This is a genomic window from Altererythrobacter chaiwopuensis (genome assembly GCF_054957735.1).
On record NZ_JBTXJF010000001.1, the window covers coordinates 475,326 to 498,028 of the forward strand.

Annotated in this window: 28 protein-coding genes; 13 read left to right on the forward strand and 15 right to left on the reverse strand. The window is 61.8% G+C overall.

Going from position 1 to position 22,703, the window contains the following annotated elements; all coding sequences use genetic code 11:
* Positions 1-4 precede the first annotated feature (4 nt).
* The 10 genes from ACX3VQ_RS02390 to coxB all read right to left on the reverse strand — a co-directional run bounded on the left by ACX3VQ_RS02390 (position 5) and on the right by coxB (position 8,761).
* Complete coding sequence (locus tag ACX3VQ_RS02390; protein WP_462579350.1) at positions 5-988, reverse strand: class I SAM-dependent methyltransferase; 984 nt, start codon at positions 986-988, stop codon at positions 5-7.
* A complete protein-coding gene (gene thrC, locus ACX3VQ_RS02395; RefSeq protein WP_462579351.1) occupies positions 988-2,388 on the reverse strand; it encodes a threonine synthase in 1,401 nt (466 codons plus the stop codon). The genes ACX3VQ_RS02390 and thrC overlap by 1 nt, the downstream gene beginning before the upstream one ends.
* A 61-nt stretch (positions 2,389-2,449) precedes the next feature.
* Positions 2,450-2,983, reverse strand: coding sequence for an SURF1 family cytochrome oxidase biogenesis protein (locus tag ACX3VQ_RS02400; RefSeq protein ID WP_462579352.1), 534 nt, complete (start codon positions 2,981-2,983; stop codon positions 2,450-2,452).
* Positions 2,984-3,021: 38 nt separating this feature from the next.
* Complete coding sequence (locus tag ACX3VQ_RS02405; RefSeq protein ID WP_462579353.1) at positions 3,022-3,414, reverse strand: DUF983 domain-containing protein; 393 nt, start codon at positions 3,412-3,414, stop codon at positions 3,022-3,024.
* Positions 3,414-4,286 (reverse strand): cytochrome c oxidase subunit 3, encoded by an 873-nt coding sequence (locus ACX3VQ_RS02410; RefSeq protein ID WP_462571737.1) that lies wholly within the window; start codon positions 4,284-4,286, stop codon positions 3,414-3,416. Before ACX3VQ_RS02410 ends, ACX3VQ_RS02405 begins: the two co-directional genes overlap by 1 nt.
* Before the next feature lie 78 nt (positions 4,287-4,364).
* Positions 4,365-4,946, reverse strand: a complete 582-nt coding sequence (locus ACX3VQ_RS02415; RefSeq protein WP_462579354.1) for a cytochrome c oxidase assembly protein — start codon at positions 4,944-4,946, stop codon at positions 4,365-4,367.
* Between the two features lie 4 nt (positions 4,947-4,950).
* The gene (locus tag ACX3VQ_RS02420) at positions 4,951-5,076 is read right to left on the reverse strand and encodes a hypothetical protein (RefSeq protein ID WP_462571735.1); all 126 of its coding nucleotides are present in this window, start codon (positions 5,074-5,076) and stop codon (positions 4,951-4,953) included.
* Positions 5,073-5,990: a heme o synthase gene (locus ACX3VQ_RS02425; RefSeq protein ID WP_462579356.1), complete on the reverse strand. Its 918-nt coding sequence runs from the start codon at positions 5,988-5,990 to the stop codon at positions 5,073-5,075. The genes ACX3VQ_RS02420 and ACX3VQ_RS02425 overlap by 4 nt, the downstream gene beginning before the upstream one ends.
* 120 nt (positions 5,991-6,110) lie before the next feature.
* Complete coding sequence (gene ctaD / locus ACX3VQ_RS02430; RefSeq protein WP_462571733.1) at positions 6,111-7,811, reverse strand: cytochrome c oxidase subunit I; 1,701 nt, start codon at positions 7,809-7,811, stop codon at positions 6,111-6,113.
* Positions 7,812-7,843: 32 nt separating this feature from the next.
* Positions 7,844-8,761, reverse strand: a complete 918-nt coding sequence (gene coxB / locus ACX3VQ_RS02435; RefSeq protein WP_462579357.1) for a cytochrome c oxidase subunit II — start codon at positions 8,759-8,761, stop codon at positions 7,844-7,846.
* Between the two features lie 252 nt (positions 8,762-9,013).
* On the opposite strand from coxB, the gene pyrE reads away from it, so the two are divergent.
* The 9 genes from pyrE to ACX3VQ_RS02480 all read left to right on the forward strand — a co-directional run bounded on the left by pyrE (position 9,014) and on the right by ACX3VQ_RS02480 (position 14,575).
* Positions 9,014-9,592 (forward strand): orotate phosphoribosyltransferase, encoded by a 579-nt coding sequence (pyrE, locus tag ACX3VQ_RS02440; RefSeq protein WP_462571731.1) that lies wholly within the window; start codon positions 9,014-9,016, stop codon positions 9,590-9,592.
* 2 nt (positions 9,593-9,594) lie between these two features.
* Positions 9,595-10,350 (forward strand): pyridoxine 5'-phosphate synthase, encoded by a 756-nt coding sequence (locus ACX3VQ_RS02445; RefSeq protein ID WP_462579358.1) that lies wholly within the window; start codon positions 9,595-9,597, stop codon positions 10,348-10,350.
* Positions 10,347-10,622: a pyridoxal phosphate biosynthetic protein gene (locus ACX3VQ_RS02450; RefSeq protein ID WP_462579359.1), complete on the forward strand. Its 276-nt coding sequence runs from the start codon at positions 10,347-10,349 to the stop codon at positions 10,620-10,622. Before ACX3VQ_RS02445 ends, ACX3VQ_RS02450 begins: the two co-directional genes overlap by 4 nt.
* The gene (gene acpS, locus ACX3VQ_RS02455) at positions 10,619-11,020 is read left to right on the forward strand and encodes a holo-ACP synthase (RefSeq protein WP_462571728.1); all 402 of its coding nucleotides are present in this window, start codon (positions 10,619-10,621) and stop codon (positions 11,018-11,020) included. The genes ACX3VQ_RS02450 and acpS overlap by 4 nt, the downstream gene beginning before the upstream one ends.
* Positions 11,021-11,043: 23 nt before the next feature.
* A complete protein-coding gene (gene lepB / locus ACX3VQ_RS02460) occupies positions 11,044-11,922 on the forward strand; it encodes a signal peptidase I (protein ID WP_462571727.1) in 879 nt (292 codons plus the stop codon).
* 5 nt (positions 11,923-11,927) lie between these two features.
* Positions 11,928-13,064: a DUF3089 domain-containing protein gene (locus ACX3VQ_RS02465; RefSeq protein ID WP_462579361.1), complete on the forward strand. Its 1,137-nt coding sequence runs from the start codon at positions 11,928-11,930 to the stop codon at positions 13,062-13,064.
* On the forward strand, positions 13,046-13,531 hold the full coding sequence (gene ruvX / locus ACX3VQ_RS02470) for a Holliday junction resolvase RuvX (protein ID WP_462579363.1): 486 nt from the start codon (positions 13,046-13,048) through the stop codon (positions 13,529-13,531). Before ACX3VQ_RS02465 ends, ruvX begins: the two co-directional genes overlap by 19 nt.
* A gap of 185 nt (positions 13,532-13,716) precedes the next feature.
* The gene (locus ACX3VQ_RS02475) at positions 13,717-14,175 is read left to right on the forward strand and encodes a PaaI family thioesterase (protein ID WP_462579364.1); all 459 of its coding nucleotides are present in this window, start codon (positions 13,717-13,719) and stop codon (positions 14,173-14,175) included.
* 1 nt (position 14,176) lies between these two features.
* Entirely contained in the window at positions 14,177-14,575 is a 399-nt protein-coding gene (locus tag ACX3VQ_RS02480) for a PaaI family thioesterase (RefSeq protein ID WP_462579365.1), read from the forward strand.
* Here ACX3VQ_RS02480 and ACX3VQ_RS02485 read toward each other — a convergent pair.
* From ACX3VQ_RS02485 to ACX3VQ_RS02500, 4 genes are all read right to left on the reverse strand, one after another.
* Positions 14,572-16,764 (reverse strand): transglycosylase domain-containing protein, encoded by a 2,193-nt coding sequence (locus ACX3VQ_RS02485; protein WP_462579366.1) that lies wholly within the window; start codon positions 16,762-16,764, stop codon positions 14,572-14,574. The genes ACX3VQ_RS02480 and ACX3VQ_RS02485 overlap by 4 nt on opposite strands.
* Before the next feature lie 71 nt (positions 16,765-16,835).
* Positions 16,836-17,828, reverse strand: coding sequence for a cobaltochelatase subunit CobS (cobS, locus tag ACX3VQ_RS02490; RefSeq protein ID WP_462579367.1), 993 nt, complete (start codon positions 17,826-17,828; stop codon positions 16,836-16,838).
* An 86-nt stretch (positions 17,829-17,914) separates the two neighbouring features.
* A complete protein-coding gene (locus ACX3VQ_RS02495; RefSeq protein WP_462579368.1) occupies positions 17,915-18,592 on the reverse strand; it encodes a cupin domain-containing protein in 678 nt (225 codons plus the stop codon).
* A gap of 4 nt (positions 18,593-18,596) precedes the next feature.
* Positions 18,597-19,214, reverse strand: a complete 618-nt coding sequence (locus ACX3VQ_RS02500) for a glutathione S-transferase N-terminal domain-containing protein (RefSeq protein WP_462579369.1) — start codon at positions 19,212-19,214, stop codon at positions 18,597-18,599.
* 95 nt (positions 19,215-19,309) lie between these two features.
* Here ACX3VQ_RS02500 and ACX3VQ_RS02505 point away from each other — a divergent pair, with 95 nt between their 5' ends.
* Positions 19,310-19,879, forward strand: coding sequence for a TetR/AcrR family transcriptional regulator (locus tag ACX3VQ_RS02505; protein WP_462571717.1), 570 nt, complete (start codon positions 19,310-19,312; stop codon positions 19,877-19,879).
* Between the two features lie 54 nt (positions 19,880-19,933).
* Complete coding sequence (locus tag ACX3VQ_RS02510; RefSeq protein WP_462579370.1) at positions 19,934-20,779, forward strand: oxygenase MpaB family protein; 846 nt, start codon at positions 19,934-19,936, stop codon at positions 20,777-20,779.
* A 107-nt stretch (positions 20,780-20,886) separates the two neighbouring features.
* Here ACX3VQ_RS02510 and ACX3VQ_RS02515 read toward each other — a convergent pair whose 3' ends face one another.
* Entirely contained in the window at positions 20,887-21,492 is a 606-nt protein-coding gene (locus ACX3VQ_RS02515; protein WP_462579371.1) for a DnaJ domain-containing protein, read from the reverse strand.
* A gap of 52 nt (positions 21,493-21,544) precedes the next feature.
* Here ACX3VQ_RS02515 and ACX3VQ_RS02520 point away from each other — a divergent pair, with 52 nt between their 5' ends.
* Together ACX3VQ_RS02520 and ACX3VQ_RS02525 are read left to right on the forward strand one after the other, a co-directional pair.
* Positions 21,545-21,817 (forward strand): BolA family protein, encoded by a 273-nt coding sequence (locus ACX3VQ_RS02520; RefSeq protein ID WP_462571713.1) that lies wholly within the window; start codon positions 21,545-21,547, stop codon positions 21,815-21,817.
* Position 21,818: 1 nt separating this feature from the next.
* Positions 21,819-22,697, forward strand: coding sequence for a pirin family protein (locus tag ACX3VQ_RS02525; protein ID WP_462579372.1), 879 nt, complete (start codon positions 21,819-21,821; stop codon positions 22,695-22,697).
* The last annotated feature ends 6 nt before the right edge of the window (positions 22,698-22,703 follow it).

A 22,703-nucleotide genomic window follows, 5' to 3' on the forward strand; every position in this document is an offset into this window, starting at 1 on the left:
CGCCTTACTCCGAATTGCTCCAGCGTGCGAAAATCGCCGTGGGGAGCAGACGCCCTCCCTCGCCAACTTCCTGCACCGCCAGATCGCCGTGCTCGACCGTGCCCGGCAGGTCGGAAAACAGCTCATCGACCAACCCCGCCAGCGCCAGGCTACTCATCCGAACAGCATAAACGGTGAGGAAAAGAAAGCGGCTCCGTTGATCGAGCAGCTTGCGGCAATCGGCGAGGAGCGCGGGAAGGTCTTCCTCCAGCCGCCAGGTTTCGTTTTTCGGCCCGCGCCCGAATTTGGGCGGATCGAGGATAATCCCGTCATAGCGGCTGCCGCGCCGCACTTCGCGCGCGGCGAATTTCGCGGCGTCATCCACCAGCCAGCGGATTGGCCGGTCGTCCATGCGCGACAGCACAGCATTGTCACGCGCTTGCGCCACCGACTTCTTGGAGGCGTCAACATGGGTTACCCGGCCATGACGGCTGAGAGCCAGCGAGCCAACGCCGGTATAACCGAACAGGTTGAGCGTTTCGTATCCTCCCCGAGACGGGGAGGTGTCATCGCCCTGCGATGACGGAGGGGATTTGCCTAGCCGCGAGTCCCCTCCACCGGCTTCGCCGGTCCCCCTCCCCTCGCAGGGGAGGATTTCACGCATCCATTCCCACACCGGCGCCATGTCCGGAAAGAATTGCAGATGGCGGAACGGGGTAGGCTGCGCGGTAAAGCTGACTTCGTTCCAGCTAATCGGCCAACCCTGCTCCGGCAGGTCTGCTGACAATTGCCAGCGACCGCCGCCGTCCTCGTCCGAGCCGGGGATGAATTCGCCCGCCGCTTCCCATTGCGCCAATCGCGGTGTCCACATCGCCTGTGGCTCGGGGCGGATAAAGTCGTGCGGGCCGAATTGCTCGAGCTTGCGCCCGTGCCCGCTGTCAAGCAGGCGATAGCCGCCTTCCCAGCCCCTGCCCACCATCAGCACTGGATCGCGGACGAGCTCAGCCATCAGTCGGCGGTACATGCGTGCTTGCTGACGAAGTCGCGCACCGCCTCATATTCGCCGGGCAGTTCGACAAATTCCTCTTCGCGCGCAAACAGATCACCCACCCTGCTGGGAAGCGATGGCCGCAGGCCCGTCGCCCGCTCGACCGCGTCAGGGAATTTGGCCGGATGTGCTGTCGCCAGCGTTACCAGCGGGATGGCCGGATCGAGATCGCTCGCCAATGCGGCATGCAGGCCCACCGCAGTATGCGGATCGATCACTTCGCCCGCGTGCTCGTGCGCCCAGCGCAGCGCCTGCAGCACCTGATCCTGATCCACCCGCGCACTGGTGAACAGCCCGGCTACGCCTTCGCGCTGGGCATTGGTCAGCCGCATCGCCCTGTCCGCTTCGAATGCGCGCATCTGCGCGGCCATCGCTGCTCCGTCGCGCCCGCCGCAATCGAACAGCAGCCGCTCGAAATTCGAAGAAACCTGGATGTCCATAGAGGGCGTAGCCGTGGGCGTGACTGTACCGGTCGAATAATCGCCGTCTGACAGCGCACGGTGGAGGATATCGTTGACATTGGTTGCGACGATCAGCTGCGCCACCGGCAGGCCCATCTGCGCGGCGACATAGCCCGCGAAAACGTCGCCGAAATTGCCGGTCGGCACGCTGTAGGCAACCGGCCTGTGCGGCGCGCCCAACTGCAGAGCAGAAGCGAAGTAATATACCACCTGCGCCATCAGCCGCGCCCAGTTGATCGAATTAACCGCACCGATGTTGAAGCGCGCAGTCATCTCCGCATCGCCGAACATGCGCTTCACCATCGCCTGCGCATCGTCAAAGCTGCCTTCAATCGCGATATTATGGACGTTGGGTGCACACACCGTGGTCATCTGGCGGCGCTGAACCTCGCTTACGCGTCCCTTTGGGTGAAGCATGAAGATGTCCACCCCTTCGCGCCCGGCCACCGCATCGATCGCGGCTGAACCCGTATCGCCGCTGGTCGCACCGATGATGGTAAGGTTGGACTTGCGGCGGCTGAGGAAGGTTTCAAACAGCAGGCCCAGCAATTGCAGCGCCACGTCCTTGAACGCGAGCGTGGGGCCATGGAACAATTCCAGCAGCCATTGCCGTTCATTGAGCTGGACCAGCGGGGTCACAGCATCATGCGCGAAGCGGCCATAGGCCTCTTTGCACAGGCTGCGCAGCTCGTCTTCGGTCAGGCTGCCCTCAACGAAAGGCAGCATTACCCGCGTGGCCAGTTCCGCATAGGGAAGGCCTGCCATCGCCGCGATCTCGGCCTCGCTGAAACGCGGCCATTCAGCCGGTAGATACAGGCCGCCATCGCTGGCAAGGCCTGCCAGGGTGACACCTTCGAAATCGAGCGCCGCAGCGCTTCCTCTGGTCGAGATATATTGCATTGCGGGATGAGCGGTTAGACGCGCCGGGCGCACAGGGCAAGCAAATGGAACTTGGGCGCCCTCAAGCCTTTGACCTGATCCGTTTGCGGATCGCCAGGGCGTAGATCACCAGCGCAGTGAGCGCGAAGAAGAACCACTGTCCGGCATAAGCCAGATGATTGTTGGGCAGATCGCGCGGATCGGGTGCGGCCAGCGGCTCAAGCCCTGCAACCGGCGGCATGGCGACGAGCCGCGGGCCGGGCGCGATGATCCCCTGGATCTCGCCGCCTTGCCAGCCTCCCTCGACTGGCTCCTTCGTGAAGCCCAGGGCAATATCGGCTTCGCGGCCATTTGCGAGCCTGCAGGTGGCAATCTGCGCAAGGCCCTTTACGGCTTCGGACGAAGTGGCTGCCGCAGTCCGGCGGGCGAGCACCTGAGTGCAATCGACAAAGGCGAAACGATAGAGGCGCTGGGCTGCTTCTTCGTCATTCATCGGCCAATCGACCCGGCCCGCTTCGGTTGAGACCGCCTCGTAATGCGCGATCAAGGCGCCCTTTTCCTCAGCGCGGCCCAACTGCCAAATGCCCAGTGCCACCATGATGGCCGCGGCAGCCACCACGATTATGGTCGGAAGAACGGGAAGCTGGCGCAGATTCAAAGTTTGCGGCTCCCAGCTTCGCGTGCATTATTGCGGAACTCCGCCGCCAAGAGCGCAGCCTTGGACACGCGCAGCCCCCCGGTTACCGCTGCAATGGTTAGCGGTATCCAGATCAAGGCGTGCACCCAGAAAGGCGGGCTGACGGCGATATCCAGCCAGATCGCCAGCCCCACCATCAGCGCGCCAATGATAAGGGTGAGGAATCCTGCCGGCCCATCGCCTACATTGAAGCGATTGTAGTCCAGCCCGCAGGACTCGCACTTGTCGGCAAATTTGACTGGCCCGGCGAACAGAGTCTTCTCTCCGCAACGCGGGCACAAACCGAAAAGGGCAGCCTGGCCAATACCGGGCTGCCCCTTCGATTTTTCAGAGCTTGCGCCCTGTTCCATCAGTGGACCGGTGCGCCCCAGCCGCCCCAGATATAGACTGCGACGAACAGGAACAGCCACACCACGTCAACGAAGTGCCAGTACCACGCGGCCGCTTCGAAGCCGAAATGCTGGCGCGGCGTGAAGTGGCCGGCATAGGCCCGCACCAGGCAGACGATGAGGAAAATCGTACCAATCAGCACGTGGAAGCCGTGGAAGCCGGTCGCCATGTAGAAGGCCGAACCATAGGTGTTGGTGCCAAAGGCAAACGGCGCGATCGCATACTCATAAGCCTGGATCGACGTGAACAGCACGCCCAACAGTATCGTGGCCCACAGCCCCTGCTTCAACCCCTCGCGATCGCCATGAATCAGCGCATGGTGCGCCCATGTTACGGTCGTGCCCGAGCACAGCAGGATGAGCGTGTTGAGCAGCGGAAGCTGGAAGGCGTTGAGCACCTCGATGCCCGCTGCGGGGAAGGTGCGCGCTGCCGCTTCGCCGTCCTGGCCGAACAGGCTGGCCACCAGCCCGTCCTCGCCCACCATGATCGGAGCAGGGAACAGTGCGAAGTCGAAAAACGCCCAGAACCAGCCGACGAAGAACATCACTTCCGAAGCAATGAACAGGATCATGCCATAGCGCATGTGCAGCTGAACCACCGGGGTGTGATCGCCGCCCTGGGCTTCCCTCACGATATTGCTGAACCAGCTGAAGAACGTCGCAATCAGCCCGGCAACGCCCAGGCCCAGCACGATCTTGCCTGCCGTGCCAAAGGTTTCGGGGTGCATGAACAGCACCATGCCAGTGGTGAACGTGAGGGCCGAAATCGAGCCGATCAGCGGCCAGATATCGGGCTCGAGAATGTGGTAATCGTGGTTCTTCGTACCAGCCATGACAAATGCGTCCTGTTACTTTCTGCTTGGGCCCTTACCCAGCCCGATCCACCGGGTCCAGAGGCTTGGTTCCAGTTATCACTCTTGGGGCTTGATCGCCCGATGGAAAGTATAGCTCAGGGTAATCTGTTCGACACCCTTCATGTTCTCATCCTCCAGCGCTGCCGGATCGACATAGTAGAGCACCGGCATATGCACCTCTTCGCCCGGCTGCAAAGTTTGCTCCGTAAAGCAGAAGCACTGGATCTTGTTGAAATATCGACCTGCCTGCTCAGGCTCGACATTGAATGTTGCGGTTCCTGTGATCGGGACGCTGCTGTTGTTCCTGGCCACATAGGTTGCCATGTCACGCACGCCGATCTGGACAGTGTCAGTGCTTTGCGACGGGTGGAAAGTCCACGGCACGTCGCGCGCCACCGAGGCGTCGAAGCGGATCGAAATCGTCTTGCCGCCGATTGCCTGCGCCTGGCGCTCTGCCGCAGCGGCGTCAGCATCGCTGGCTCGCTGCGTGGTTCCGCCAAATCCGGTAACCCGGCAGAACAGATCATATAGGGGCACTGCGGCATAGCCCATGCCCAGCATCGCCAGCGCGCCCATGAAGGCATAAATGCCGGTACGCAGGTTCTTCTGATCAAGCGATGGAGTGGATGTGGCACTCACAGGATCAATCTCCCATTCTCACAATGGTGATCGCATAAAACAGCACAGCCAGAAACAGCAGCACGCCCCCGAGAGCGTAATTGCGCGCCTTCTGGCGGCGGCGGATCTCGGCTTCTTCTTCGGGTGTCATGCGAACCATCCCTGCTGGCGCACCAGCGCATCGACAACTAGCGCCGCGAAAAGTGCGAAGAGATAGAGAATGCTGTAAGCGAAGAGGCGCTTTTCCGGCTTCATCGTGTCGCCTTCGGTGGCCGAACGGAACGCAACCGGCACACAAAGCGCCAGAAACGCCAGCGAGAGCGCCAGCGCGCAAACGCCATAGATCGCGCCCGTTCCGCCGATCATCCATGGTGCCGCAGCAATCGGCACCAGCAGTATCGAGTAGGCCAGGATGTGGCGGCGGGTAGTGCGCTCACCGGCCACCACCGGCATCATCGGAATGCCGACCTTGGCATAGTCTGACTTCACGAACAGCGCGAGCGCCCAGAAATGCGGCGGGGTCCAGAAAAAGATGATCGCGAACAGCAGCAGCGGCATCGCGGTGATATCGCCGGTTACCGCAACCCAGCCGATCATGGGCGGAAAGGCGCCGGCACCGCCGCCGATCACGATATTCTGCGGCGTGCGCGGCTTCAGCCACATGGTGTAAAGCACGGCGTAATAGACGATCGCCACCGCCAGGATACTCGCAGCCAGCCAGCCCACGGCCAGCCCCATGATCGCAACCGATGCCGCCGACATGGCGATGCCGAAATCACGCGCGTCAGTGGGGTGCATGCGGCCTGCGGGCAGTGGGCGATTGGCAGTCCGCTTCATCCCCGCATCAATCTCAGCTTCCCACCACTGGTTGATCACGGCAGAACCACCCGCGCCCAGCGCAATGCACAGGATCGCGGTAAAGCCGATCACAGGATGAATGCTGCCGGGAGCCGCCAACAACCCGCACAGGCCGGTGAAGATCACCAGCCGCATCACGCCCGGCTTGGTCAGCGCGAGGAAATCGCGCCAATCGGCCGGCAGTACTGTTGCGGTTATGGCAGTCATTGCTTGCGTGTCTCACTCAAAGCCGGGCCTGGCTCTTGCATTGGGGGGCGCACCTTGCGGCACGCCCCCTTTATTTTGTGCGTGCCCCGATGGGGGTTTGCGCCTGGCGGTATCTCAATCTTACGCCGGGCGGTGATCGTGGTAATCGTGGTGATCCTCGATCACCGGCAGCGTTTCGAACTGGTGGAACGGCGGCGGGCTGGAGAGCGTCCACTCAAGCGTGGTCGCGCCTTCGCCCCAGTAATTGTCTTCCGCCTTGCGCCCGGCCAGGAAGGCATAGGCAAGGTTGGCAAAGAACAGCACCATCGAGCCGGCCATGATCCAATAGCCATAGGACGAGATCTCGTTCCAATAGCTATAGGCCGCCGTGTAATCCGGATAACGGCGCGGCATGCCCTGCATCCCCAGGAAGTGCTGCGGGAAGAAGATCACGTTCACGCCCACGAAGAAGCCCCAGAAGTGCAAGTGAGCCAGCAGTTCGGAATGCATCCGGCCGCTCATCTTCGGGAACCAGTAATAGAAGCCGGCGAAGAGCGAGAACACCGCGCCCATCGACAGCACATAGTGGAAGTGGGCAACCACATAATAGGTGTCATGCAGATTGTCGTCGATGCCGCCATTGGCCAGCACAACGCCGGTCACACCGCCAACGGTGAACAGGAAGATGAAGCCCAGCGCCCAGACCATGGGCGATTTGAACTCCAGGCTGCCGCCCCACATGGTCGCAACCCAGCTGAAGATCTTCACGCCTGTCGGCACTGCGATCACCATCGTGGCCGCGGTGAAATACATCTTGGTGTTCACGTCCAGGCCGACCGTATACATGTGGTGCGCCCACACGATGAAGCCAACCACACCGATCGCGACCATGGCATAGGCCATGCCGAGATAGCCGAACACCGGCTTGCGGCTGAACGTTGCCACGATCTGGCTGACCATGCCGAAGCCCGGCAGGATCATGATATAGACTTCAGGGTGCCCGAAGAACCAGAACAAGTGCTGGTAAAGGATCGGATCGCCGCCGCCGGCCGGGTCAAAGAAGGTCGTGCCGAAATTGCGATCGGTGATCAGCATGGTGATCGCCGCAGCCAACACCGGCAGCGCCAGCAGCAGCAGGAATGCAGTGACCAGCACCGACCACACGAACAGCGGCATCTTGTGCAGCGTCATGCCCGGCGCGCGCATGTTGAAGATGGTGGTGATGAAGTTCGTCGCCCCAAGGATCGAGCCAGCGCCCGCGAGGTGGAGCGAGAAGATCGCGAAGTCGACTGCCGGGCCCTGCGAACCGGTGGTGGAAAGCGGCGCATAGACCGTCCAGCCTACACCCGCCCCCACACCCGTGCCGCCTGGCACGAACATGGAGAAAAGCAGGCTGCAGAAACCAGCCACGGTCAGCCAGAACGAAATATTGTTCATGCGCGGGAAGGCCATGTCCGGCGCGCCGATCATCAGCGGAACAAACCAGTTGCCGAAGCCGCCGATCATCGCCGGCATGACCATGAAGAACACCATGATCAGGCCGTGCGCAGTGATGAACACGTTCCACATGTGGTAGTTCGCATCCATCGAAGTGGCATCGCCGCCGAGCAGATCGACCCAGAACCCGAGGTGCTGGATACCCGGCTCGGCCAGCTCCATGCGCATCACGCCCGAAATGGCGCCGCCTATGATCCCTGCAAAAATTGCAAAGACGAGATATAGCGTGCCGATATCCTTGTGATTGGTCGACATGAACCAGCGGGCGAAAAAGCCCGGCTTGTGATCCGCACCATGCCCATGATCTGCATGGGGAGCGGTGAAACCTTCTGCGGTGGTGGCCATCGTTCTGATACTCTCTGGCTAATTCAATTTCTTCAGGCGGCGGGCGCTGGGTCAGCAGCGTCTTCGGCAGGTGCCTCGACCGCTTCCTCGCCCGGAATGGTGCCGCCCTGCTCGCGGACCCATGCCTCCCACTCATCGCGCGGCAAAGCTTCAACCGCGATCGGCATGAAGCCGTGGCGCGCACCGCACAGCTCGGAACACTGGCCGTAATAGACGCCCGGTTCCTTGATCAGCAGCTGCTTTTCATTGAGTCGTCCTGGCACGGCATCAAGCTTGAACCACAGGCTGGGCACGGCGAAAGAGTGGATCACGTCCGCCGCAGTCGTCTGGATACGCAGCGGCGTGTTCGCCGGGACCACCATGCGTTTGTCGACCGCGAGCTGGTAAGGCTCACCGGCGGCAACGGCGTCTTCCGCCGTCAGCATGTTCGAGATAACTTCGAAATCGCCATTGTCTGGGTAGGAATAGCCCCAATACCACTGGTATCCGGTCACCTTCACCGTCACCGCATCTTCCGGCGGCGATTCGAACTGGCGCGCGAGCAGCTGGATTGACGGGATCGCGATCACCAGCAGCACCATCACGGGAACAACGGTCCACACCACTTCGATCATGGTGTTATGGGTCGTCTTCGAAGGGCTGGGGTTAGTGCGGCGATTGTAGCGCGCGATCACGAACAGCAGCAGCCCCAGCACGAACAGGCTGATCACCGTGATGATCGGCAGCAGGATCAAATCGTGCATCCACAATGCATAATCGCCATTGGGCGAAAACTGGTCCTGGAAGCCGAGCCGCCCGTCGACCGGCATGCCCTTGCCTTCAGTCGGTGCCATCGGCGTATACGCTGCCGCAGTTTCAGCCGCAGCAACCTCGGAAGCTGCCGCTTCGTCCTGTGCCAGCGCAGCGCGCGGCGCGAATGCCAGCATTACGGCAAGCGCGAACATAACCATAAATGAAAAGGCGTGGCGGCCTGTTTGACCCAAAACCATTTGTCTGACGTTTCCCGCTTCTCTCGTGCCCTGTTGCCCTGCAGTCCGCAAATGCCAGACCACTCCAGCCAACCCAAACACCCAGCATGAACGCCGAGATTGACCGGCCCTATAGGCGCGCTTGCCCCCTGTCTCAAGCGCTTCTAGGGAGAAAAATACGCAAGACCGGGTGATCCCGGCGCAATCAGCGCAAGATAGGTGGATAAATCACACATGACTGAAGACGAGGTGCTGTCCGAATTCCGCAGCTGCGGCGCGTTGCTGGAAGGGCATTTCAAGCTCTCTTCCGGGCGGCACAGTGCACATTACCTGCAATGCGCGCGTGTGTTGATGAATCCGGAGCGCGGCGGCCGGCTGGCGCTGGCATTGGCGCAAAAATTGCCACGCGAGATTCGCAGCAAGGTGGATGTGGTTGTTTCGCCCGCGATGGGCGGAATCATCATCGGACATGAAATGGGCCGCGCACTGGGCAAGGACGCACTGTTCCTCGAACGGCCGGATGGCAGATTCCAACTACGCCGGGGGTTCGCGCTGGAGCCGGGCGCGAAAGTTCTGATGGTGGAAGACGTGGTCACTACCGGCCTTTCCAGCCGCGAGGCGATCGCCGCAGTGGGTGAGGAAGGCGGCGAAGTAATCGCCGAGGTTGCGCTGGTCGATCGTTCGGGCGGCGAAGTGGATCTGGGCGTGCCCTTCATCCCGCTGGTGGCACTCAACTTCCCCACCTATGCGGAGGACGAATTGCCGCAAGAACTTGCTGCGATGCCCGTAAGCAAGCCGGGAAGCCGCGCTTAGCCATGGCAAGCGTGCTCAATCCCGGCCGGCTGCGGCTCGGTGTAAACATCGATCATGTCGCCACGATCCGCAACGCGCGCGGGGGCGATCACCCCGATCCGGTGCGTGCGGCAGAAATCGTGGCACAAGTGGGCGGTGACGGCATCACGGCGCATCTGCGCGAGGACCGGCGCCATATCCGCGACGAAGACCTTGTTCGAATCCAGGCCGCGACCGATCTGCCGCTCAATCTGGAGATGGCGGCGACCGAGGAAATGCTGGAGATCGCGCTTCGGCACAAGCCGCATGCCGCCTGCATCGTGCCCGAAAAGCGCGAGGAACGCACCACCGAGGGCGGTCTTGATGCAGCCGGCCTGCACAATCAGCTTGCCCCGATCGTCACGCGACTCGCCGATGCGGGCATCCGCGTCAGCCTGTTCATCGAAGCGAACGAGCGGCAGCTTGACGCCGCGCTGCGGCTGAGCGCACCCGTGGTCGAATTTCACACCGGTGAATATGCACATGCGCATCTTGATGGCGACAGCGAGAAGATGGCTCGCGAAGTCAAGCGCATCGCCGATATGGCCGCACTGGCTGCCAAGAACGGCATCGAGCCCCATGCCGGGCACGGGCTCACATATGAGAATGTCCAGCCGATCGCTGCGATCCCCCAACTCGCGGAACTGAACATCGGGCATTACTTGATAGGCGAAGCAGTGTTCGTGGGCATGGAAAATGCCGTGCGCCGAATGCGACAGCTGATGGATGACGCGCGGTGAGCAGCGCAGGGGAGCCGAGCAGCGCCCAGCTTGGCTGGGCAATTGCGGGCGTGATCCCGTTCCTTCTGAGCATCGCATTGCTTGGCTTTGCGATTAGTCGGCAGGTGCTGGTGCTGTTCGCCACCGGCTGGCTGCTGCTTCAGCTGTTTGGCTATGGCAGCACGCTGAAGATGGCAAAGGGCGATTCGGCGCACTATCTCGTCAAGGCGCAGGTGCTGCTGCACTGGATCGCACTGACGCTGTTTATCGCAATGCTGGTGAAAATCGCATGATTATCGGGCTCGGATCGGATCTCTGCAATATCGAACGGATCGCCAATTCGCTTGATCGCTATGGCGAACGCTTCGAGAATCGCGTGTTTACGGAAATCGAACGCGCCAAGGCGCGCCGCCGCCCTTTCACCATCGCGGGCACCTATGCCAAGCGCTTCGCCGCGAAAGAGGCCTTCAGCAAGGCGGTTGGTACGGGCTTCAGGCACGGCGTGTTCATGAGGGATATCGGCGTGATCAATGCCCCCTCGGGGGCGCCCACGCTGGCGCTGGCTGGCGGTGCCGCGATTCGGCTTGCGCAATTGACGCCGCATGGCCATGAGGCGCTCATTCATCTCACCCTCACCGACGATCATCCATGGGCTCAGGCCTATGTCATCATCGAAGCGCGGCCCCTTTGACTATGCAGACCGGCACCAACACAGTGAACACAAACGACAAAGAAAACAGCAAGGACCAGGAAACCAAGGTCAACTGGATCGCCGAGCTGCGCGGCCTTGCGTTGATGTTGCTGGCGGTGCTTGCCTTTCACAGTCTGGTTGCCAAGCCGTTCTACATCCCCTCCACCTCGATGATGCCGGCGCTTTATGTGGGTGACCGGCTTGTGGTGAGCAAATATCCCTATGGCTGGAGCTGGGCGTCGGTAAGCTTCCACCTGATGCCGCGCAGCGAATGGCGCATCTGGGCAGATACTCCTGAATATGGCGACATCGTGATCCCGGTGCACCCGGTGCGCGATGAAGACTATATCAAGCGTGTGGTGGCGCTGCCGGGCGACCGCATCGCCGTGCGCGACGGGCGGATCATCCTCAACGGCACCCCGGTCGAACGCGAGGTCGTGCCTGCGATCAAAATACCCTTCGAGCCGGAACTGCTATGCGAAGGTTCGCCCTGTCTTTCGGCCTTCACCAACTATCTGGTGCGCGAAGCCGACGGAAAACAATATTACGAGATGCCCGCCTATCGCGAGACGCTCCCCAATGGCGCAAGCTACCTGGTGATCGACAATCTCGAAAACCAGCCGCTCGACAATTTCGAGGAAATGACGATCCCCGAAGGCCATGTTTTCGTGATGGGGGACAATCGCGATCATTCCGCCGACAGCCGCGAGCTCTACAGCCCGCGCGGGCTGATGGGCCCGGTCCCGCTCGAGAACATCGGCGGCCGCGCTGAATTCATCACTTTCTCGCTCGACGGTTCTACAAGCTGGAACCCGGTCAGCTGGTATGAAAGCCTGCGCGGAAATCGCGCCTGGACAACACTGCGCCCGGCCATAGCGGAGCGCGACGACGCAACCGAGTAGGTCGAGTGGCAAAGAAATTCCTCTATGTAATTGCCGCGATCATAGTCCTGCTGATCGCTGCGCTACTGGTACTGCGCATATGGGCGCAGGAATTGACCACGCTGGCGCTGGTGCCTTCGACCGAATTCGTCGAACAGCAACCCCTGGCAAAGACTGCCTATTCCGATGCGGCAATGTGGTTCGCGCATCCCGGCTTGGCAGAGAATGCGGCGCGCTGGCAACCTGGCTATGCCGGCGAGCGTATGAGCCTGCCGTCTCCGGCTGATCCTGCCCTGCCCGATTTCGCGGTCTTTTTCATCCATCCGACCAGCTATCTCAACCGTTCGAACTGGAACGCTCCGTTAGGTGACGAGGAAGCCGAGCGGGTTGCGCGCATCTATGTGCGCGGCATGGCCAGCCCCTTCAACCGGGCGAACGAGATCTGGGCACCGCGTTATCGCCAGGCGACCATGGGTGCCTTCCTGACTGATGAAGCGGCGGCGCATCAGGCGCTCGATCTGGCCTATGCTGATGTCGCGGCGGCTTTTGCCGAATTCATCGGGTCGATTGATCCCGAACAGCCGATAGTCCTCACCGGGCATAGCCAGGGCGCGCTGCACCTGATGCGGCTACTGCGCGAACAGGTGGCGGGCCAGCCACTCGCTGATCGGGTCGCCGCCGCCTATGTCATCGGCTGGCCAATTTCAGTGGCACATGACCTGCCATCGCTCGGCCTTCCCGCGTGCAGCGCGCCCGACCAGGCTGGTTGTGTGATGAGCTGGTCGAGCTTTGCGGAGCCCGCCGATCCCTCGGCTGTGCTCGATACCTATGCCAAATCCACCGGGTTTGACGGCGCGGCGCGAGGAAACAGCGCGATACTTTGCACCAATCCCCTGACTGGAGGTGCCCAGAAATCTGCACCGGCGGAACGCAATCTTGGCACGCTCAAGCCAAAGGGCGACTTTAGCGATGGCGAATTGCTGCCGCGCGCCGTCCCTGCCCGCTGCGACGAGCGCGGCTTGCTGCTGATCGGCGATCCGCCCGAATTGGGCCGCTATGTCCTGCCCGGCAACAATTACCACGTCTATGACATCCCGCTGTTCTGGGCCAATGTGCAGGCTGATGTGGCGCAGCGTGTGCAGGCATGGGCGGCGAGGCCTTGATCGCTGACAGCGCGGCCGGGCTGCGCGAGGCCTTGCCTGATGGCGGGGCGCTGCTCGGGATCGATCTCGGCACCAAGACAATCGGAATTGCAACCTGTGACGCCGGGTGGCGCTTTGCCACCGCTGGTAAAACCCTGCCCCGCGGCAAGTTCGGGCGCGACCGCGAAGCGCTCGCCGCCTTGATAAGCGAGCGAGGCATTGCCGGAATCGTGATCGGCCTGCCGCGCAATATGGACGGCAGCGAGGGGCCGCGCGCGCAGGCGAGCCGCGCCTATGCCCGCAATCTGGCAGAGGCATTTTCCCTGCCGATACTTCTTTGGGATGAACGCTGGTCAACCCAGAGTGCTGAAGCCGCAATGATCGGGCAGGACATCAGCCGCGCCAAACGTGCCGCGAAGATCGACAGTCATGCCGCCGCTGTGATCCTGCAAGGCGCGATCGACGCGCTGGCAGGGAATTCGTTTTAGCCGCTTTCGACGAGCGCTGCGCGTTTCGTTTGCGCAACCCTCTCCAGCATCAGGAACACCGGCAGTCCGGCCTCGCGCCAAAATGCATCGCGCGCCGCCGCGCCGCTGGAACAGTGGATACATCGATCTCACCGCCGAAATTAGAGTATTGTAATCGCTAAGGTCCAAAGGCAGGGTCGATGTTGATGTCCGCCCCTCTCCCTCCCTTCGATCCGGCAGAATCCGCCAAGTTCCTGTTTCGCCACGGCCATTCCGGCTGGCTTGGCTTGCGATACAGCGATCACGGCGAGGACTGGGTTGAGCTGGAGCTGCCCTGGCGCGAGGATTTGCTGGGCGAGGAGGATCGTCACGTACTTGCATCCGGGCCGATCATCAGCTTGCTCGACATGGCCTCAGGCATGAGCATCTGGACCGCCAGCAAAATTTTCACTCCAGTGGCTACGCTCGATCTGAGGGTCGATTATCAACGCCCCGCGCGCGAACGCAGCGCAGTTAAGGGCAGGGTCGAATGCTATCGCCGCACTCGCTCGGCGGCCTTCGTGCGCGGGATCGCGCATGACGGCGACCCGGATGACCCAGTGGCGAGCATGGCGGGCGTTTTCATGACCATCGCGAGGGATCCGCGCATTGCCGCCCACAACTGACATGGAACGGTATCTCACGGCATATGCGCGCTCGCTCGGCATTTCCGTGCATGGCGAGGTGGACGGCGCGCCGGTACTGGTGGTGGAATTCAGCAATATCGTGGAGGGGCGCCCCGGCGCATTGCATGGCGGCGCGATCAGCGGGCTGCTCGAAACCGCTGGCTATGCCGTGTTGCGGGCTCGGCTCCAGACTGAAAGCCGCGACCCGCAGCTCAAGCCGATCAACATCACCGTGCAGTTCCTGAGCGCGGGCAAGCAGAAGCCGAGTTATGCCAAAGGGCGCATCACCCGGCTTGGGCGGCGCAATGCCAATGTCTCGGTAGAGGCGTGGCAGGATGATCAAGAGCGCCCAATCGCCACCGCCGTGATGAATATCCTCATGGCTGATCGCGAGGGCTAACGCTCCGCAGGTTCGACCGCCAGCCCATCTTCGGTCAGGCGAAGCTCAATCGGCTTGCCTTCAATCTCTGTCACGACCCTGAGTTGGTCCTGCTCGACCGAAAGCGTCGAGCCGTTCCCGTCGATCGGAATTTCGCGAATTTCGTCAATATCCAGCGGGCGTATCGGCCCCTCGGGATCGGGTCGTTCAACCGGCGCAACTGTTTCGCTTCCGGCAATCGCGCCGCGCATGAAATCGCGCCAGATCCGCGCGGGCAATCCGCCGCCCGAAATCCCGCCGAGAGGCGAATTATCGTCGTTCCCGATCCACACGCCCACCACCAACCCGCCGGCATAGCCAACGAATAGCGCATCGCGATGATCCTGGGTCGTGCCGGTCTTGCCGAAATTGGGCCCGGCCAGCATCGCCGCCTTGCCCGTGCCGCGATTGATCGCGCTTCGCAGCAGCTGTTCCATCCCGCGATGTGTGCGGTCGGAAAAGCGCGATTGACCGTCAAACAGCCATTCGAACCAGCCCTGCTCCTCGCGCGGGAACGCATGCGGTTCGACCGGATAGGCATTGCCTGCCACCGCCGCATAGGCGCTAGTCAATTCAAGCAGCGTCATGGTTGAAGTGCCCAACGCCAGGCTTGGATCACCTTCGGGCAAGTCGGATGTCACGCCAAGCCTTCGCGCAGTTGCAATCACCCGGTCGCTGCCCAGCTGATTGAGCAGCCGCACGGCCGCAACATTGCTCGATCGGGCAAACGCGTCCTCAAGCGTGATCGTGTCTGAATAACGCTCGCTTGAATTCCTGGGCCGATAGGAACCTTCCTCAATCGAAGAATTGTCGATCCGGTCGTTCGGCTTCATGCCCGATTCGAGCGCGGTGAGATAGACGAACAGCTTGAAGGTCGAGCCGGGCTGGCGGCGCGCCTGGGTGGCGCGATTGAACGGGGAATTGGCGTAATCCTTGCCGCCCACCATCGCCACAACCTCGCCATTGGGCCGCATCGCCACCAGCGCCACCTGTGCCTTGCCCAGAGGCGCGCGCGCGATCACCCGACCCGCCAAGCCTTGCAAGCGCGCGTCAAGCGTTGTGGTGATAGTCTGCCTGGAATAGCTCGTTTCCGTATTCGCGCGGGCGATCGGCAGCGCCCAGTCGGCGAAATAGGTGCCCGTTGGCAATCGGTCGCGATTGCGGACGTCAAGCCGCGGCGCGCGCAAAGAAGCTGCGCGCGCGCCGGTGATATACCCCTCTTCGGCCATCGCCGCGAGCACCAGCCGCATGCGATCTTCAGCCAGGTCATAATTTCGGGTCGGCGCGAGCCGCGATGGTGCCTTGAGCAGGCCCGCCAGCATAGCGGCTTGCTCGGGCCGCAGATTCTCTGGCTGGCGATAGAAGTAATGCAGGCTGGCCGCGCGCAGTCCATATTGGTTGTCGCCGAAATAGGCATTGGAGAGATAGCGCGAGAGGATATCGTCCTTGCTTAGCCATGCCTCCAGCCAGAAGGCGATCAGCATCTCGCGCGCCTTGCGGGTCAGCGTTTGCCTGGGTGTGAGGAATGTGAACTTGGCAAGCTGCTGGGTGATGGTGCTGCCGCCCTGGGTCGGGCCGCCAGTGGCATTCGACCATGCCGCCCGGGCCAATCCGCGTGGGTCCACGCCCCAATGGTCGTAGAAGCGGCGGTCCTCGATCGCCAGGAACGCGCCCACGACATGATCTGGTAGTTGGCTGACTTCGACCGGTGCATCGACCGAGGCTCCACTGCGCGCGATCGGCGTTCCGTCAGAAGCGAGCAAGGTGATCTGCGGCGGCGCGATCGGCTCGAGCGATTTGCTGAGCGGCGCGGTTATCGCCAGCCATGCAACCAGCGCGATGAACAGCGCGAGCAGTGCCGCAACAATCCGCACCGCCCACCAGCGCCTCTGCCGCCCGCGCCAATGCGCCGGCTGCCACCATCGGGTCTGCGGCTCGTCCCAGCTTTCGCCGAAACGGATTGTGCCTGGTGCATGCTTGCGATTCCAGAAGCGCCAGCTCCGCATGCGCGCTCGCTTGCGGCCCGGTTCCCAGTCAAATTGTTCGTCAAACTCATCAAGCGCGCTACCATAGGGGTCTTCCGTCGCGTAAAAACCGGCTTCAGGCCGATTTTCATCGAACCGCTCGCGCGCGCTCTTGGTTCGACGAGGTGTTCGAAGCCAGGCAAACATGGTGGCTGTGTTAAGCGATTAACACAGTAATGGCGAGCAATTTCTGGTTATGGCGGCGCGGAACCTGTGCGTCAGGGTTTTTTCGCGGCGCTTTCCGGCAGTTCCTCGTCGAACACACGCTGGTAATATTCGCTCACCAGAGTCCGCTCCGCTTCGTCGCATTTATTGAGGAAGCTGAGGCGGAACGCAAAGCCAACCGACTTGAATATCTCGGCATTCTGCGCCCAGGTCATCACCGTGCGCGGGCTCATCACGGTCGATATATCTCCGTTCATAAAGCCCTGGCGCGTCAAATCGGCCACTTTGACCATGTCGGCAATCGTCTTGTCATCAGTGTCCGGGCTCTTTGACTTGACGATCTGCTGTTCGACCTCGGGCGCAAGGTAATTAAGCGCCACCACAATGTTCCAACGATCCATCTGAGCCTGGTTGATCGCCTGCGTACCGTGATAAAGCCCGCTGGTGTCGCCCAGGCCCACCGTGTTGGTGGTGGCGAACAGGCGGAAATACTTGTTTGGTGTGATGACCTTGTTCTGGTCAAGCAGCGTCAGGCGCCCTTCGGTTTCGAGCACGCGCTGGATCACGAACATGACATCAGGCCGGCCGGCATCGTATTCGTCAAAGGTCAACGCCACCGCATGCTGCAGCGCCCAGGGAAGGATGCCTTCCTTGAATTCGGTCACCTGCAGCCCGTCGCGCAGCACGATCGCATCGCGTCCGACAAGATCGATACGGCTGATATGCGCATCAAGGTTGACGCGGACGCTGGGCCATTTGAGCCGCGCAGCGACCTGTTCGATATGGGTCGATTTTCCGGTGCCGTGATAGCCCTGCACCATTACGCGCCGATTGTGCGCAAATCCCGCCAGGATCGCGAGTGTCGTGTCCGGATCGAACACATAGTTCGGATCGATATCGGGCACCCGCTCATCAGCCAGGCTGAAGGCAGGCACTTGCCAGTCGACATCGATCCCAAACGTGTCGCGCACGTCGATCGTGGTGTCGGGTTCCGGGATGAGCGTCCTGCCCGTCCCATCGTATTCGGTTTCCATCAAGCTTACCATGACTTGCGACGCCTAGACGGGAGCGATGGCGGCTGCAAGCAGGTGTTTCCCGCTTATTTCGATAGTCCACCGCATTGGGACAAATTTCAGCCGGGGGGCATACGCAATTGGGCGAGATGCCGGGTCTTCAACCAGACCCGGGCGCCTTCGGGCCCTGCGACAATTCTACACTGCCAATCGGCTGGCAGGCGAATCCAGCTATGCTTGCCATAAGTCTGGCCCTGCCATTCGACGGAACCTTCCAGCACCAGCAACTCGGCACCGCCCTGGGCATCGAAGCTGCGGGTGGTGCCTGCATCCCACTGTTCGAGCAAGACCAGCTCATCAACACGTTCGTGCAGAATCGCCCGGGCTATCCCGGGCGCATCGGCAACAGGTGCGAGCGCAAGTTCGCCCAGGTCGAGCGCGAATTGCGCGCGGTCTTCGGGATCGAATTGCCACAGCTTCACGAAGATGGTGCAGCCAGGGTCCGAACGCGGGACGTGCTGCGTGCCAACAGGATTGCGGACATAGGTTCCGGCAGGATAGTCGCCATGCTCGTCCTGGAAAGTCCCTTCCAGCACGATGAACTCCTCGCCGCCATCATGTGTGTGAGCGGAGAAGTGGCTGCCTGGCGCATATCGGACAATGGAGGTGGCTCGCGCCACCTCCCCGCCGATCCGGTCAAGCATGCGGCGATCGACCCCGGCCATGGGCGAAGCCTGCCACTCAAGCGAGCCTGCCTGCACCCCAACCGGTATGTCGAAATTCGCATTGATCCGCACTTGCTCAACTCTCGTATCGGGCGGCGACCTTGGCTTTCCAGCGGTCAAGATGCGCCAGATCTTCGTCAGGAAGCAGCCCCAGCGCGCCGGCCAGGCTGACGCCGGTGAATGCGGTGATATCTGCCACGCTGAAGTTGTCTCCTGCAAGGTATTCCTGGTCCGCCAGCACTCCGTTGAGGTAGCGCGCAGTCTCCTGGGCCCGGCGCTTCTGGCGTTCGCCCCAGGCCGGAACCTGGTCGGTTTCGAGATCGGGGCCAAGCCCGGCAGTGGCGTGGTGGAAATAGTCCGCCCCGGCATTGAGCAAGCCTTCCTCGACACGCAGATTGATTGCGCTGATGCGTGCCCGTTCCTGCGGGGTTGCGCCTGTCAGGCTGGGCCCGTCGAAAGTTGCATCGATGAATTCGATTATCGGATTGCAGCGCCCGATCACGGTACCGTCCTCCAGCTCCATGAATGGAACCGTGGCATCGGGGTTCTTGGCCCGCATTACTGGGGTGCGCAGTTCGCCGCCTTTGACATCGACAGGCACGAACTCGACCTGGTCGAGCGCGCCCTTCTCTCTCAGAGCCAGGCGTACCCGCTTGGGGTTCGGGAAATTCTCGGCATCGTAAATCTTCAGCATAAGCAGTCCTTCGTCATTCCGAATCATCCTACCTACTAGTAGGTTGCGGCGTAATAGCTCTTGCAAGACAGAAATCAACCTACTAGTTGATAGGTATGAGCGATACTCGGGAAACACTCGTAAATCTGGCCGAAAATGCCATGCGGACCCGCGGCTATGGCGGTTTCAGCTATGCCGATATCGCCCGTGATGCTGGCATCCGGAAGGCGAGTATCCACCACCACTTTCCAACCAAGGCAGATCTGGGGCTGGCAGTTCTCGACCGTTATGCAGATCAGGTCTCGCGACAATTGGATGCGATCGATCAGCAGAGCCGGCTGGGCGGGCAAGCCTTGTTGGGGGCGATCGAGATGTATCGCGCAGCCACTGGATCCGGGCAGGCCCTGTGCCTGTGCACGGCCCTTGCGGGCGACAGCGAACTGGTTTGTGACGACATGCGCGAAATGCTCGCCCGCGCCAATTCGATGGTTGCACAGTGGATCGAACAGACCTTGCTCAAGGGCCGCCGCGACATGAGTATCGCGGTGAGCGGCGACCCCGCGATCGAGGCCGTGGCGATTCTGGCGCAACTGCAAGGCGCACAATTGCTTGCCCGCGCTGCAGGCGACATGGATCAATTCGATCACGCGGTATCGACGATCGCTGCCCGCGTCTCACGCCGCTAACGCCTATTGCAAACCTGGCTGGCGTTGCAGCTGGCAGTGGCGTAGACATGCCGCATGTCGTCACCCGATCCGATCGAGCGATTTCGCCTCAAGCTGGTCGAACAGGTGCGCGGCGTGTTCAATGACACGGCGGGCGGGCAGCAGCCTGTGCCGCCTTCCGACGAAGCGCTGTTCAAGCGCAACTCGCCGATCCGCATGGTGCATGCCGATATTGTAGGCATGATGGTGGGCGGCATCAGGGCACTGCTGCTACAGATGCTCCACCCAGCTGCGCTGCAGGGCGTGCTCGACCATTCGAACTTTCGCGAGGACATGCATGGCCGCCTGCGCCGCACCGCGCGCTTCATCGCAGTGACCACCTTCGGGCACAGAGACGAGGCACAAAGTGCCATAGAGCGGGTTAACCGTATCCACGCCAGGGTCACCGGCACCTTGCCCGACGGGACGCCATATTCTGCCACCACTCCGCGCACGCTGGCATGGGTCCATGTTACCGAAGCCTCAAGTTTCCTCGCTGCCTACAAGCGCCACGTGCGCCCCGACATGCCGGGCCACGAGCAAGATGAATATTTCCGCCAGTTCGCGCTGATCGCCCGCGCGCTGGGTGCCGATCCGGTGCCGACCAACCGCAACGAGGCAGAGGAATTGTTCCGCGATATGCGCAGTGACCTGCGCACTTCACCTGAAGCGCGCGAAGTGGCGAGGCTGGTGTTGACCCAGCGTGCATCAGGCACTCCGCCTGGCCTTCAGGCGATGCTGGCTGCCGAAGCGGTTGAAATGCTCCCGCCATTCGCCCGGACCATGCTGGGCTTGACCCGCCCGGGAATCGCGGCCCTGCCCGCCCGCGCCGCGACCTGGGGCATGGGCAAGACCTTACGCTGGGCGTTCAAGCAGAATTGAGTTGGGCAGGCCTGACGAGAAGAGCAGAGCATGACCAAGTTCACATTCTACACCGTCGCGATGAGCCACGGGCAGATCGCACTTCGGGCTCTCATAGAAGCGGGGGCTCAGGAAAAGGCCGCGCTCCGGCGTAACAACTGATAGGCCTCCACAACGCTGTTAAGGCGGCTTTCGTATTTGCGATCGCCACCGTTGCGATCAGGATGATAGCGGCGCACGAGTTCGGAATAACGCTGGCGCAGCCGCCGCCGGTCCGTATCAAGCCCCAGCCCCATCGTACCCAGCGCATGAGCTTCTTCGCGGCTGAAGCGCCCGTCCCCAAAACTTCCCGGCGCCATGCGCGCTTCGCGCTCCGCGCGGCTCCTGATGCCGCTGACCCGCGCACTGATCGCATCAAGCGGATCGTCGAAATCGGCCCAGCGCGGCATCCCGTCGACCCCGGCGGTGGGGCGGAAACTGGGGCTTTCGGTCTTCCAGCCCGCTGCGGGTGATTGGGCTTCGAGGATTTCCTCGGCGCTCATTCCCTCAAACCAGTCATAGTCCGAATTGAATTCGCGCACATGCTTAAGGCAGAACCAGCGGTAGTGGCCCGGCCCGTCAAACCCGCTCGAACGATAGCCAGGCGCGCGGAATTCGCCCGCCTCCTGGCAGGCCGGATACTCGCACACGCGCCCCGTATCCTCATATCGTCCATGGAACCTTGATTGCTTCACTCTTTTAGGATGGGCATGGACAAGCCGGATGGGAAGCCCCAAATTCAGCCATATGAACGGAACAGTTGCCCACGAAATCGAAACCCTGCTGCGCGCAGCGCTCGCCCCTTCCTTCCTTGAAGTGATCAATGACAGTGCGCGGCACAGCGGCCATGCTGGTGATGACGGCAGCGGCGAATCACATTTCACCATTGTGATTGAGAGCGCGGCCTTCGCGGGCGTATCGCGCTTGCAGCGCCAGCGCATGGTCAATGCCGCGCTGGGCGATATTCCCGGCCAGCGGGTGCACGCACTGGCGATCAGGGCACGGGCACCGGGAGAGTGACATGACCGAGCAAACCATTTCCCCCACCACACACGATCTCGGCCAGTTCGAGGTGCGCCGCGTGCTGCCAAAGCGCGAGCGGACCATGGTCGGCCCATTTATCTTCGTCGACGAGTTCGGCCCGGGCCAGCTCGACATCGGCACTGGTATGGATGTGCGCCCGCATCCGCATATCAACCTTGCTACCGTGACATGGCTGTTCGAAGGCGCGATCAATCACCGCGACAGCCTCGGCACATTCTCCACGATCCGTCCGGGCCAGGTGAACCTGATGACCGCGGGCAAAGGTATCGTCCATTCGGAGCGCTCACCGGCGGAAGAACGCGCCACCGGCCCCAGGCTTTACGGCATGCAGACCTGGCTCGCGCTGCCTGATGGGCGCGAAGAGATCGACCCTGCCTTCGAGGCGGTGAAAGACCTTCCGATAGTCGAGGACAGCTGCGCCAAGGCCATCGTCATCATGGGCGAGCTATGGGGCACGCGCGCACCCACCACCACCTATGCCGACACAATCTATGCCGAGATCGTACTGGCACCGGGAGGCTCGCTGCCGATCGAGATCAGCGCCGACGAGCGCGCGGTGATGCTGGTCGGCGGCGAAGCCTCCGTCGATGGGCAGGCGCTGGGGCTATACGAGCTTTCGGTACTGGCTCCGGGCCGCAACATGGTGCTGTCGAGCGAAAACGGCGGGCGGATCATGCTGCTCGGCGGCGAAGCCTTCTCCAGCCCGCGACACGCATGGTGGAACTTCGTCAGTTCAAGCCGGGATCGCATCCGGCAAGCCCGGGAAGACTGGGATGCCGGGCGATTCCCCAAGGTTCCGGGCGATGAAGACGAGTGGATACCGCTGCCCGATCGGCCCAATACCAGCACTGACTAACACAAT

Bases quoted from the DNA above. Each gene is read 5' to 3' on its own strand.
- ACX3VQ_RS02390 (WP_462579350.1), bottom strand. From the start codon at position 988: ATGGCTGAGCTCGTCCGCGATCCAGTGCTGATGGTGGGCAGGGGCTGG.
- thrC (WP_462579351.1), bottom strand. From the start codon at position 2,388: ATGCAATATATCTCGACCAGAGGAAGCGCTGCGGCGCTCGATTTCGAA.
- ACX3VQ_RS02405 (WP_462579353.1), bottom strand. From the start codon at position 3,414: ATGGAACAGGGCGCAAGCTCTGAAAAATCGAAGGGGCAGCCCGGTATT.
- ACX3VQ_RS02410 (WP_462571737.1), bottom strand. From the start codon at position 4,286: ATGGCTGGTACGAAGAACCACGATTACCACATTCTCGAGCCCGATATC.
- ACX3VQ_RS02420 (WP_462571735.1), bottom strand. From the start codon at position 5,076: ATGACACCCGAAGAAGAAGCCGAGATCCGCCGCCGCCAGAAGGCGCGC.
- ACX3VQ_RS02425 (WP_462579356.1), bottom strand. From the start codon at position 5,990: ATGACTGCCATAACCGCAACAGTACTGCCGGCCGATTGGCGCGATTTC.
- ctaD (WP_462571733.1), bottom strand. From the start codon at position 7,811: ATGGCCACCACCGCAGAAGGTTTCACCGCTCCCCATGCAGATCATGGG.
- coxB (WP_462579357.1), bottom strand. From the start codon at position 8,761: ATGGTTATGTTCGCGCTTGCCGTAATGCTGGCATTCGCGCCGCGCGCT.
- pyrE (WP_462571731.1), top strand. From the start codon at position 9,014: ATGACTGAAGACGAGGTGCTGTCCGAATTCCGCAGCTGCGGCGCGTTG.
- ACX3VQ_RS02445 (WP_462579358.1), top strand. From the start codon at position 9,595: ATGGCAAGCGTGCTCAATCCCGGCCGGCTGCGGCTCGGTGTAAACATC.
- acpS (WP_462571728.1), top strand. From the start codon at position 10,619: ATGATTATCGGGCTCGGATCGGATCTCTGCAATATCGAACGGATCGCC.
- ruvX (WP_462579363.1), top strand. From the start codon at position 13,046: ATGGGCGGCGAGGCCTTGATCGCTGACAGCGCGGCCGGGCTGCGCGAG.
- ACX3VQ_RS02475 (WP_462579364.1), top strand. From the start codon at position 13,717: ATGTCCGCCCCTCTCCCTCCCTTCGATCCGGCAGAATCCGCCAAGTTC.
- ACX3VQ_RS02480 (WP_462579365.1), top strand. From the start codon at position 14,177: ATGGAACGGTATCTCACGGCATATGCGCGCTCGCTCGGCATTTCCGTG.
- ACX3VQ_RS02485 (WP_462579366.1), bottom strand. From the start codon at position 16,764: ATGTTTGCCTGGCTTCGAACACCTCGTCGAACCAAGAGCGCGCGCGAG.
- cobS (WP_462579367.1), bottom strand. From the start codon at position 17,828: ATGGTAAGCTTGATGGAAACCGAATACGATGGGACGGGCAGGACGCTC.
- ACX3VQ_RS02500 (WP_462579369.1), bottom strand. From the start codon at position 19,214: ATGCTGAAGATTTACGATGCCGAGAATTTCCCGAACCCCAAGCGGGTA.
- ACX3VQ_RS02505 (WP_462571717.1), top strand. From the start codon at position 19,310: ATGAGCGATACTCGGGAAACACTCGTAAATCTGGCCGAAAATGCCATG.
- ACX3VQ_RS02510 (WP_462579370.1), top strand. From the start codon at position 19,934: ATGTCGTCACCCGATCCGATCGAGCGATTTCGCCTCAAGCTGGTCGAA.
- ACX3VQ_RS02520 (WP_462571713.1), top strand. From the start codon at position 21,545: ATGAACGGAACAGTTGCCCACGAAATCGAAACCCTGCTGCGCGCAGCG.
- ACX3VQ_RS02525 (WP_462579372.1), top strand. From the start codon at position 21,819: ATGACCGAGCAAACCATTTCCCCCACCACACACGATCTCGGCCAGTTC.